7 protein-coding genes and 1 pseudogene are annotated in these 12,142 nt (G+C 52.3%); 1 reads left to right on the top strand and 7 read right to left on the bottom strand.

The features are described from left to right. Positions 1–98: 98 nt before the first annotated feature. From glnG to glnA, 3 genes are all read right to left on the bottom strand, one after another. Complete coding sequence (gene glnG / locus DA718_RS29220; protein WP_110276072.1) at positions 99–1,508, bottom strand: nitrogen regulation protein NR(I); 1,410 nt, start codon at positions 1,506–1,508, stop codon at positions 99–101. Between the two features lie 8 nt (positions 1,509–1,516). Then, complete coding sequence (glnL, locus tag DA718_RS29215) at positions 1,517–2,566, bottom strand: nitrogen regulation protein NR(II) (RefSeq protein WP_110276073.1); 1,050 nt, start codon at positions 2,564–2,566, stop codon at positions 1,517–1,519. 188 nt (positions 2,567–2,754) lie between these two features. Then, on the bottom strand, positions 2,755–4,164 hold the full coding sequence (gene glnA / locus DA718_RS29205; RefSeq protein ID WP_112216906.1) for a glutamate--ammonia ligase: 1,410 nt from the start codon (positions 4,162–4,164) through the stop codon (positions 2,755–2,757). A gap of 379 nt (positions 4,165–4,543) precedes the next feature. On the opposite strand from glnA, the gene typA reads away from it, so the two are divergent. Beyond that, on the top strand, positions 4,544–6,367 hold the full coding sequence (gene typA / locus DA718_RS29200) for a ribosome-dependent GTPase TypA (protein ID WP_112216905.1): 1,824 nt from the start codon (positions 4,544–4,546) through the stop codon (positions 6,365–6,367). A 60-nt stretch (positions 6,368–6,427) separates the two neighbouring features. On the opposite strand, the gene ompL is transcribed toward typA, so the two are convergent. The 4 genes and pseudogenes from ompL to DA718_RS29180 form a co-directional block, all read right to left on the bottom strand. Next, complete coding sequence (gene ompL, locus DA718_RS29195) at positions 6,428–7,120, bottom strand: porin OmpL (protein ID WP_112216904.1); 693 nt, start codon at positions 7,118–7,120, stop codon at positions 6,428–6,430. Positions 7,121–7,206: 86 nt separating this feature from the next. Beyond that, entirely contained in the window at positions 7,207–8,589 is a 1,383-nt protein-coding gene (locus tag DA718_RS29190; protein ID WP_112216903.1) for an MFS transporter, read from the bottom strand. Between the two features lie 46 nt (positions 8,590–8,635). Then, the gene (locus tag DA718_RS29185) at positions 8,636–10,018 is read right to left on the bottom strand and encodes an MFS transporter (RefSeq protein ID WP_112216902.1); all 1,383 of its coding nucleotides are present in this window, start codon (positions 10,016–10,018) and stop codon (positions 8,636–8,638) included. A gap of 45 nt (positions 10,019–10,063) precedes the next feature. Beyond that, positions 10,064–12,100: pseudogene (locus tag DA718_RS29180) on the bottom strand (alpha-glucosidase). Between the last annotated feature and the right edge of the window lie 42 nt (positions 12,101–12,142).

Genomic DNA, 12,142 nt, shown 5'->3' with positions numbered 1-12,142 from the left:
TCTTTCCGGGCACGATCATACTCAACGCATTTGAACAGTAAAGTACAAAATAGCAGCAGTTTGCGCTGGCAGACTATTTTTTACACGACACTGTTCTACTACTCCATTCCCAGTTCTTTTAGCTTACGTGTCAACGTATTACGGCCCCATCCCAGCAGGCGTGCTGCTTCTTGTTTATGCCCCTGAGTGTGGCGTAGCGCGGTGGTCAATAGCGTGCGCTCCATCTCCGGCTGTGCTTCTGACAGCAGGTTTTGATGACCGGAACGTAAAGCGCGGTCAGCCCATTGCCCCAACAGCGTGGCCCAGCTATCCGGCAGCATTTGCGTCGGATTATCCGGTATCGCGGTTTCAAACAGCTCACTGGGAAGATCCTGGGTCAGAACCTCCTGGCCTGCCGCCATCACCGTCAGCCAACGACAGGTGTTCTCCAGTTGACGCACGTTACCCGGCCAGGCCAGCCGGGTTAACGCCATCTCCGTTTCCGGGTGCAGTAGCTTGGCTTCAACGCCGAGTTCACGAGCGGCAACTTGCAGGAAGTGGCGCGCCAGACGCGGAATATCTTCCCGACGCTCGCGTAGCGGCGGGAGATGGACGCGAATCACGTTCAGGCGGTGGAATAAGTCCTCGCGGAATTTTCCTTCCTGTACGCGCAGCTCAAGATTCTGGTGGGTGGCGGCGATAATGCGCACATCCACTTTCACCGGCGCATAGCCGCCTACGCGATAAAACTGGCCATCAGCCAGCACGCGCAGCAACCGAGTTTGTACGTCCAGCGGCATATCGCCGATTTCGTCGAGAAACAACGTGCCGCCGTCTGCCTGTTCAAAACGCCCCTGGCGCACGGTATTCGCGCCCGTAAAGGCCCCTTTCTCGTGGCCGAACAGTTCTGATTCAATCAAGTCTTTGGGGATTGCCGCCATATTCAGCGCGATAAATGGTGCCTTGGCGCGCGGGCTGTGGCGGTGCAGAGCATGGGCAACCAGCTCTTTACCGGTACCGGACTCCCCGTTGATCAGCACGCTGATGGAGGAACGTGACAGGCGGCCTATAATGCGAAAAACGTCCTGCATTGCTGGCGCTTCGCCGATAATATCGGCCGCTGGGCTATTTATTGGCGCATTTCGCGGCTGCTGCTGTTCCTGATAATGGCTGATTGCGCGGTCGACCAGCGCCACAGCTTCATCGATATCAAACGGTTTTGGCAGATAATCAAAAGCACCTTGCTGATAAGCGCTGACCGCTGCGTCCAGATCTGAATGCGCCGTCATTATGATGACCGGGAGCATCGGGTGACGCTGTTTAATTTGTTTCAGCAGCGCCAGCCCATCCATTCCCGGCATACGGATATCAGACAGCAGGACATCCGGGGTTTTGGTGGTGAGGGCATCAAGCACCTCGCTGCCGCTCTCAAACGTTGTACAACTCAAGCCAGCCCCGGTGAGCGCGCGTTCAAGCACCCAACGGATGGAGCTATCGTCATCAACGATCCATGCTATCCCTCGTTGCATAAACACCTCTACTTCCGAATAGGCAGGTATACCGAGAATTCGGTATGCCCTGGCCAACTGGTAAATTCAATTTTGCCGGAGTGCTGATCGATAAGGCTGCGGGCGATAGATAGCCCGAGGCCAGTACCGCCTTCGCGCCCGCTCACCATCGGATAAAACAGCGTATCCTGTAAGTGAGACGGTATTCCCGGGCCGTTATCTTCAACGTCAATACGTGCTGCAAGGCGGTAGCGAACCCCGTGCAGGGTCAGCTGGAACGCCGTACGGGTACGCAGGACTATCTCTCCGCCCTCAGGCCCCAGCGCTTGCAGCGCATTGCGTACGATATTCAGCAGCACTTGTTCAATTTGATCCGGGTCGTGTGGGAGTTCCGGCAGGCTTGGGTCGTAGTCACGAACCAGTTTGACGTTATCCGGCAACTCCATAGACACCAGCTTCACCACTCGCTCTGCAACCTTGTGAATGCTCTCTGTGACGTGCATTCCAGGATGCTGCGGTCCCAGCAGGCGGTCGACCAGATTTCTTAACCGATCGGCCTGTTCAATGATGACTTTGGTGTATTCCGTCAACGAAGGATCGGGCAGCGCTTTGCTCAGCAACTGTGCGGCACCGCGCAGGCCACCCAACGGGTTTTTAATCTCGTGGGCCAAACCGCGCACTAAGTCACGCGCGGCAATCTGCTGTGCGTGCTGAAGCTGTTCCTGGCTCAGACGTCGCTGATTATCCATCGGTGCCATTTCCAGCAAAATGTAGCCCTCAGGAAGGCGCTGTGCCGTCAGAGACAGGATATGCGACCGACCATCGATGACCAGCGTTACTTCGTTATCGGTAAAGCCCTGGCCCGCCTGCAGGCTCTCCTGCATGAGACCAATATTCAGCGAGAAATAGCTCAACAGCTCCGGGAGCGGAGTACCAAATAGCTTACGTGAGCTTTGCGCCAGCAACTGCTGTGCAGCAGGGTTCGCGTAATGCACCGCCAGGTCGTCATCGACCAGTAAGATACTGTTGATTAAAGAGTTAAGGATCTGCCCAGCATCGGGCAGTGTGCCTGTTGCCATCTGACAGTCTCCTGAATTAGAGTGCACTATTTTAGTGCAGTATAGCTTTTTATGAGTAAAAAGCTCATGAGATCAGCGCGTTGGTGGAGAAAAAAGCCCATCCTGAGATGGGCTGAAAGTTTCCACGGCAACAAAACATCCTCGGTACCCCACGCCACAACACGGAATACCGCGGATTTACAGCAAAATTAAACGCTGTAGTACAGCTCGAACTCAACCGGGTGCGGAGTCATGCGTACACGGTCGTTCTCTTCAATACGCAGGGCGATGTAAGCATCGATTGCGTCGTTGGTGAATACGCCACCAGCGGTCAGGAATTCACGGTCAGCATCCAGTTCGTTCAATGCTTCTTCCAGAGAACCTGCAACCTGTGGGATCTCTTTCGCTTCTTCCGGCGGCAGATCGTACAGGTTTTTGTCCATCGCTTCGCCCGGATGGATTTTGTTCTTGATACCGTCAAGGCCAGCCATCAGCAATGCAGCAAAGCACAGGTACGGGTTAGCAGCCGGATCCGGGAAGCGGACTTCGATACGACGCGCTTTCGGAGAGGTCACTACCGGAATACGGATGGAAGCGGAGCGGTTACGGGCAGAGTAAGCCAGCATGACCGGAGCTTCGTAACCCGGGACCAGACGCTTGTAAGAGTTGGTGGTCGGGTTCGCCAGGGCATTAATGGCTTTAGCGTGCTTGATTACGCCGCCGATGTAGAACAGCGCTTGTTCAGACAGGCCTGCGTATTTGTCGCCGGAGAACAGGTTTACGCCGTTCTTGGACAGGGACATGTGGCAGTGCATACCGGAACCGTTATCGCCAAACATTGGTTTTGGCATAAAGGTCGCTGTTTTACCGAAACGGTGTGCGACGTTGTGCACAACATATTTGTAGATCTGAATTTCGTCCGCTTTTTTGGTCATGGTATTGAAGCGGGTAGCGATTTCGTTCTGACCTGCAGTTGCGACTTCGTGGTGGTGAGCTTCAACAACCAGGCCCATCTCTTCCATGATCATACACATGGTGGAGCGGATATCCTGAGAAGAGTCTACTGGCGGAACCGGGAAATAACCGCCTTTCACGCCAGGGCGGTGGCCTTTGTTGCCGCCTTCGTATTTGGTGGAGGAGTTCCATGCGCCTTCGATATCATCGATAGCAACGTGGGAACCGGAGATAGACGCACCAAAACGAATGTCGTCGAACAGGAAGAATTCTGGTTCTGGCCCGAACAGCACGGTATCCGCAATGCCGGTTGCACGCAGGTATTCTTCCGCACGTTTGGCGATGGAGCGCGGGTCACGGTCATAGCCCTGCAGGGTGCCTGGTTCCAGGATATCGCAACGGATGATCAGTGTCGGTTCTTCGTAGAACGGGTCGATCAGCGCGGTAGTTGCGTCCGGCATCAGAACCATGTCGGATTCGTTAATACCTTTCCAGCCGCCAATCGAGGAGCCATCAAACATTTTGCCTTCTTCGAAGAATTCGGCATTTACCTGATGAGAAGGAATAGTAACGTGCTGTTCTTTACCTTTGGTATCGGTGAAGCGCAGATCGACAAACTTCACTTCGTGCTCGTTCAGCATCGTCAAAACGTGTTCAGCGGACATACTTAAACTCTCCCGGATTGGTCATTGTCGTCGTGGTAACGAAAACTTTCTAACTGCTTAAGGTGGCGTTGTTGCCTTAAAAAATATAAAGCGAAATCTGTGCCAACTTTTAAATTGCCCCCAAAAGGCGTTATCATGCACACCATCGTGCAAAAGGGCTGCACCATTATGAATGCATTGCACTATAATAGTGCAATTGTGTGAACATTGGGCACTTATTTGGTGCAATTGACCTTTAATAACCCTTTTAACGCTCCGTGAAAGCGGTCACAAAGAAACTCTGCAATACTTGTTTGCGGGGGATGTTTGTGATCCTGTTTTGTAGTGCGATTAATCCGTGTACAATAACGCGCTATTTCTAAATGCCTGAGGCAAAGTTGTGATCGAAAATTTGCGTAACATCGCCATCATCGCGCACGTTGACCATGGTAAAACTACCCTGGTTGATAAGCTGCTGCAGCAATCCGGTACGTTCGATGCGCGTGCCGAAACTCAAGAGCGTGTGATGGACTCCAACGATTTGGAGAAAGAGCGTGGGATTACCATCCTGGCTAAAAACACCGCTATCAAATGGAATGATTACCGTATCAACATCGTTGATACCCCGGGGCACGCCGACTTCGGTGGTGAAGTTGAACGTGTCATGTCCATGGTCGATTCCGTTCTGCTGGTCGTTGATGCAATGGATGGTCCGATGCCGCAGACGCGCTTCGTGACCAAAAAAGCCTTTGCTCATGGCCTGAAGCCAATTGTTGTTATCAACAAAGTTGACCGTCCGGGCGCACGCCCTGACTGGGTTGTCGATCAGGTATTCGACCTGTTCGTAAACCTCGACGCTACCGACGAACAGCTGGACTTCCCTATCGTTTACGCTTCTGCGCTGAACGGTATCGCGGGTCTGGATCACGAAGATATGGCTGACGATATGACTCCGCTGTATCAGACTATCGTCGATCGCGTACCGGCTCCGAACGTTGACCTTGATGGCCCGCTGCAGATGCAAATCTCCCAGCTGGACTACAACAACTACGTTGGCGTCATCGGCATCGGCCGCATCAAACGCGGTAAAGTGAAGCCGAACCAGCAGGTTACTATCGTTGATAGCGAAGGCAAAACCCGTAACGGTAAAGTCGGTAAAGTTCTGACCCATCTGGGTCTTGAGCGTATCGAGAGCGACGTTGCAGAAGCTGGCGATATCATCGCGATCACCGGTCTGGGCGAGCTGAACATCTCCGACACCATCTGCGATACGCAGAATGTTGAAGCGCTGCCGGCGCTGTCTGTTGATGAGCCGACCGTATCTATGTTCTTCTGCGTCAACACCTCTCCGTTCTGCGGTAAAGAAGGTAAGTACGTTACTTCTCGTCAGATCCTTGACCGTCTGAACAAAGAGCTGGTACATAACGTGGCGCTGCGCGTTGAAGAGACTCCGGATGCAGATGCATTCCGCGTTTCTGGTCGTGGCGAACTGCACTTGTCGGTTCTTATCGAGAACATGCGTCGTGAAGGTTTCGAGATGGCGGTTTCCCGTCCGAAAGTTATCTTCCGCGAAATCGATGGTCGTAAACAAGAGCCGTTCGAAAACGTCACGCTGGACGTCGAAGAGCAGCACCAGGGTTCTGTGATGCAGGCACTGGGTGAGCGTAAAGGCGACCTGAAAAACATGAATCCAGATGGCAAAGGCCGCGTACGTCTTGACTACGTGATCCCAAGCCGTGGTCTGATCGGCTTCCGTTCAGAATTCATGACCATGACTTCCGGTACCGGTCTGCTGTACTCCACCTTCAGCCATTACGACGACGTTCGTGCGGGTGATGTGGGTCAGCGTCAGAACGGTGTTCTGATCTCCAACGGCCAGGGTAAAGCAGTTGCGTTCGCACTGTTCAGCCTGCAGGACCGCGGTAAGCTGTTCCTGGGTCACGGTGCAGAAGTTTACGAAGGCCAGATCATCGGTATTCACAGTCGTTCTAACGACCTGACTGTAAACTGCCTGACCGGTAAGAAACTGACCAACATGCGTGCTTCCGGTACTGACGAAGCGACGACCCTGGTTCCGGCACTGAAAATGACGCTGGAGCAAGCTCTTGAGTTCATCGATGACGACGAACTGGTAGAAGTCACCCCGACTTCTGTCCGTATCCGTAAGCGTCATCTGACCGAGAACGATCGTAAACGCGCGATGCGTGGTTCTAAAGAAGATTAATTAATGCTTCTTGCTATGAAAAGCCGCTGATAATCAGCGGCTTTTTTTTGCCTAAAAAACTTAAAAGAAATACTTCACCCCAGCACGTATCTGGTTTTGTTCCCGGTGGTACGGCTCCACATTACGATCCAGCCAGCGTAGTTCAAAGTAAGGCAGCCAGTTTTGATTGATCCGATATCTGAAGGTATTGGTAATTTCCCAGTGATGGTCTTTACCGTTGCTACTATTAAAGTCATTCACCCGCGTAAAATAGTGTGGTTCAAAAGTATAAGAAAATTTATCGGTGATAATAAAATTCCAATAGGTACCTACTTCGTAGGTATCATTATTATCTTGCTCACCGTTTAAGTCAGTTGAGCTGTAGTTATTGTGATTATAGCGGTTACGCACGGTCAGATTAAACCATGGGGTAAATTTGTAATTCACATCCAGATAAACCGCACCGCTGGAGCCAATGCTCTTGTCGGTAATTAACCCTCCCGGCTGAATCGTTAATTTATCCGTTGGTCTGAATAGCGGATACCAGCCTTCGATTTCGTTATAGCCATGCTTTAACTCATCTTTGCGTTGCAGAGTATAGGTGTTGGTGAGCATCAGGCCAGCGCCCATATCAAAGTTATAGCCAACGCGCAGCATGACCTCCATCTGATCGGATGCAAGGTTATACGCCTCGCGGTTTTCCACATAAACACCAGCAAATGCAGAGGTAGAGATAACAGAGGTTAACAGAAGTATCGCGTTTATTTTTTTCATAATAAATCCATTTTTTAACGTAGGGGAGCCGCTATCCATTAAAATGGATAGAGCGGCAATAATTAAAAAAGAAGTCTTTTAGTTATTCACAATACTGGGTTGTGTTGTTTTTTTCGTTGGCCAATTTCCTCAATAATAAAGGCAAAACGGCTTTCGTTGAGCTTATAAAAGAAGCCCATAGTGAATGCCGCGATAATCGCCAGACCGCAGGGCCAGAGGAAAATAAGCTGACGTAAACCGAGCAGCGTAGTTTCACTTTGCGCAATATTGGGGATATAACCAATTTGCGTCAGCATAATACCTGGCAAGAACCCAGCAAGCGCTGCGGAAATTTTTCGTGAAAAGGTATAACCAGTATAAACCGACCCTTCCGCACGAATACCCGTTTTCCACTCACCGTAATCAACCGTATCCGGAACCAGCGCCCAGTTCAGGCTGTTAACGAAGGCAGTGCCAAAGAAGGCCATGCAGGAGAATGTCACAAATAAAAATGATGTACTTCCCCAGAAAAAGTTCAGCACATCGCCTATGGCCCACAATGCCAGTCCACCCAGGTAAACCTGCTTTTTACCGAAGCGCTTCACCGTTGTGGGGACAAGAAAAACGCCCACCAGAATACATCCCATACTGAAAAAACCCATCCATGACAGCAGATGGATATCGTTCAGAACGTACTGGGTGTAATAGACCTGAATCGCCAGCTTGATGTTAAATGCCGCCAGCGTACATAGGTTAGCAATACACAGCACCAGCAGAGGAGGGTTACGGAAAATCGCGCAGAACGACTTGAGAATACTGGGTTTATGATGATCCGGTACGATTTCAATATAGCGCTCTTTCACCCCGCTAAAGCACCACCACATGCTGAATAACCCGCAAACGGAGAAGATCAGCGCAGCAATCAGATAGCCAAGCGAAGGTGAACTTGTAAAAAGCGCCTGAATGGGCATAAAGCCAACGGTACACAGCAACAGGCCCAGGGTTGCGCCGCCCTGTCGCCACGCAGCGAGTTCTGCGCGCTGGTGCGGGTTTTTAGTGATGGCGGGAACCATCGCCCCGTAAGAGCAGTTCATCAGGCTATAGAACAGGCCGAACAACATAAACAGCACCGTTGCCAGCCCCGTTTTCACCGTTAGCGTAAAATCTGTCGCTAAAAACTGCGCTGTGGCGACCAGCGCGACGGGGAATGAGGCATACAGAATAAAAGGCCTGAATTTCCCCTTTGCGCCGATATTACGCCGCGAGTCCAGTAATACGCCGGTCAGCATATCGGTAAAGGCGGTGAAGAACTTCGCTACCAGAAAGATGATCCCGCCGTAATATGCAGGCATCCCTAGCTCATCGGTATAAAATTTAAGCAGATACAGCGTGCCGATACACAGCATCAAATTTGAGCCGAAGTCACCCACGCCATAGGCGCATTTTTCCCGTAGGCTCAGTTTTAACGTTAGCGGATCATGGTCAGACATAATCGCTCCTCAGTAGCGCCCTGAAGGGCGCTATTCATTATTTTTATCAGACAGGTTGTTTACGGGCTTCTATCTCTTCAACGATGCGGACATACATCTTCTCGTTAAGGTTGTAGAAACAACCCATCGCCACGATGGTGATCACCGCTAGCGCGCACGGATAAATAAAAATCAGCTGGCGTAAGCCTTCGACGGTACCCGCCGATTGCACCACGTTGGGCACGTAGCCAATCTGGGTCAGCATCCAGCCGGGGAAGAAGCCAGCCAGCGCCTGCGACACTTTGCGAAAGAAGGTAAACCCGGTGTACACCGTACCTTCAGAACGTACGCCGGTGCGCCATTCGCCATATTCCACTGTGTCGGAGACCAGCGCCCAGTTCAGACTGTTGACGAACGCCGAACCAAAGAAGGCCAGGCAGGAGAAAGCAACAAAACTGACCGATCCGCCGCCAAAGAAGTAGTTGAGCAGATCGCCCGCTACCCAAATCAGCAGGCCGCCGATATAGACCTTTTTCTTACCAAAGCGTCTCACCATTCCCGGCATCAGGAATACGCCGATAAAGATACAGCCCATACTGAAGAAGCCCATCCAGGAGAGGAGGATTGGGTCGTTCAGGACGTACTGGGTGTAATAGACCTGGATCGCTAGCTTGACGTTAAACGCGCCGAGCGTACAGAGGTTGGCAATGCACAGAATAAACAGCGGACGGTTACCGGCGATGGCGCGGAAGGATTGCAGTAATCCCGGCTTTTGCGCCGCATCAACGGGCTTAATTTCGACGTAGCGCTCTTTAACACCCGCATAGCACAGCCACATAAACAGCAGGCCGAACAGGGAGAACAGCGTGGCGGCGAAGATATAACCCAGTTGCGAGTTGCCTTCGATCAGGTTCATCACCGGCACAAAGCCGACGGTGCACAGCAGCAGGCCGAGCGTCGCGCCGCCCTGACGCCAGGCGGCAAGCGAAGCGCGCTCATCCGGGTTTTTCGTTATCGCGGGTACCATCGCGCCGTAAGAGCAGTTCATCATGCTGAAGAACAGTCCGTACAGCATAAACAGCACCGTTGCCATCACCGTTTTGCCGGTAATTTCAAACGGCGTGCCGACAAAGTTAGCGATAGCCAGAAGCGTAACCGGGAAAGCTGCGTAAATCAGGAATGGACGAAATTTACCCTTCGGACCAATTTTACGCCGCGAATCGAGCATAATCCCGGTGCCCATATCGGTAAACGCGGTAAAAAACTTGGCGATAAGGAAAATAATACCGCCGTAAGTTCCTGGTAATCCAAGAACATCGGTATAAAACTTGAGTAAATAGAGCGTACCGATATCCAGAAGAATATTGGAACCTAAATCGCCCATCCCATAGGCTAGTTTTTCTTTAAAAGGCAAGCGCAGGGTTGCCGGATTAGCTGAATTTTGACTCATTGTTATTCTCCGTTTGCCCGCGAGTCTCCCCGCGGGCGAGCCGTATTAGATGTGGCGTAAAGTAGCAAACAGCGATGCCCACTCACTCTTCGCGCGATAGAAGACGGGTGGCTGGCCAATTGGCGCATCGACGGTAATTTCGCCGCCATGGTAGGTTTCACCGCTCCAGACGTTGACCCAGCTGTCTTCTGGCAGATACAGTGTCCAGTCGCATTTACCCTGTTCGTGAACCGGCGCAACCAATAGATCCTGGCCCAGCAGATACTGATATTTCAGGGTATAGGTGGCTGCATCGTCTTCGTAATGCAGGAACAGTGGGCGCATCACCGGCAGGCCGGAGGCGGCGTTCTGCGCAACGGCCTGTTTGAGATACGGTTTCAGGGTGGTGAACACGGTTGTCATACGGGCAAAGTGGGCGATAGTCTCTGCATCGCCATCAAACTGCCAGTTATCGCCTGGGCGGTTACCTTCGTGGGTGCGCATCATCGGGGTGAAGGCGCTGAAGTCGCACCAGCGCAACAGCAGCTCTTTCGTGCGCTTCATGTCAAACAGGGTTGTGTAGCCGCCGATATCGCTGTGGTGCAGGCCGTGGCCGGTCATCGCCAGCGACAGCGCCGCAGGGACGACCGAAGCCAGACCATCATCAAGGCTCCAGTCAACGTTCTGATCGCCCGCCCACATCATAGTGGAGTACTTCTGGCTGCCGGTGTAACCCGCACGCATAAAGAACAGGATCTCGCCGAGCTTGCCGGTCTCCTGTAGCGCCTCGTAGTTACACTTCGCCCACAGCGCAGGCCAGGCATTGTGCATGATCTCGGCGCTGACGCCGTTGTGCAGATACGTATCGGTTGGAAGGTATTCGCCAAAATCCGCCATCCAGCCGCCGCAACCGAGCTCAATCATGTTCTTTTTGATGACTTCTTTGAACCAGTCGTAGGCCTCCGGGTTAGTCAGATCGACAACGCCGCCGTAAAACTCGCCGAACTCAACCAGGTAGTCACCGCCAGCGGCATCTTTTGCCAGATAGCCGCGGTCTGCCGCTTCGGCGCAGAGATCTTTATCGCTGGCAACGTACGGGTTGATATACGAGAGGAACTGCACGCCTTCTTCTTTCCACTGCTTAATCCGACTATCCAGCTGTGGGTAGTTGTCGCTGTTCCATCTCCAGTTCCACATCACGCGCTTGCCAAAGGAGGTCATACGGATCCCGGACCAGTCCTGCGCCCAGATACCGTTCACCTTCACGCCCGCGTTGCGCATGGTGTCCAGTTTGTTCTAGCAAACCTCGGTGCCGCCCTGAATACCCAGTGTGACGCCGTCGTAAATCCAGTCCGGCAGCTCTGGCTGGCGGCCTAACAGCGCGGTCAGTTTTTCCAGCAGGGAGATATAGGTATCGGCGCACTCAAAGCGCAGGGTGGTTTTGTCTTCCCACAGCGCCAGCTCGTGATACTCCGGTGCGCTAAAGTCGAAATTCATGTAGCAGCTGTTATCAACGTGGCAGTAGTATTTTTGCGTGCTGACAAAGGTGGGTTGCGGGAAGAAAGTCCAGTAATAGTCGCCACCCGCGTTCTCTTTGCAGTCCGCCTGCCAGGTGACAAAACTATTTTTATTACGACCCACGCCCTGTTCGCTGGTCCACAGTGGGAACGGCTTGCCGCGTAAATCAAAGTAAGAGAACTGTTCGCCGCAGCCGTAGATATGGTCGTCCGCCCTGGTGGCCAGACGTAACCAGATGCGATTGTGGCTGAGATCGTCGTTTTGCAGATCCAGCTTCAGGCGGCCCTGTTCATCAGTGGATATTTGTAGCGTAGCGTTGATGGTGGTGCCGCGGCTGAAATCGACCCGCCAGCCGTCAGACGATTCACTGACCGTGGCACTCGTGAGGGCAATTTTCTCGTTCAGTTTATCTTTAATACTGAAGTTGCCGCGAAACATATCAATATCCGCGACGCCGGCGCCAATCCACAGGCAAGGGGTTTGCGAGGTATGGCGCAGAATCAGGCGCTGTTGATACGTTAGCGCAAAGCCATCCTGTAGGATTGTGAGTTCTAAAGCGCTTGACCGTTGTTGTAACGAATTCATTTTCGTCTCCGTAGATATAGGGTAATTCGGTAATTTTTGCGT

Origin of the sequence: Klebsiella huaxiensis, from assembly GCF_003261575.2 — a bacterium.
Taxonomy (GTDB): domain Bacteria; phylum Pseudomonadota; class Gammaproteobacteria; order Enterobacterales; family Enterobacteriaceae; genus Klebsiella; species Klebsiella huaxiensis.
The sequence above is the reverse complement of the archived record's forward strand: the minus strand, read 5'-3'. Positions and strand labels throughout refer to the sequence as shown.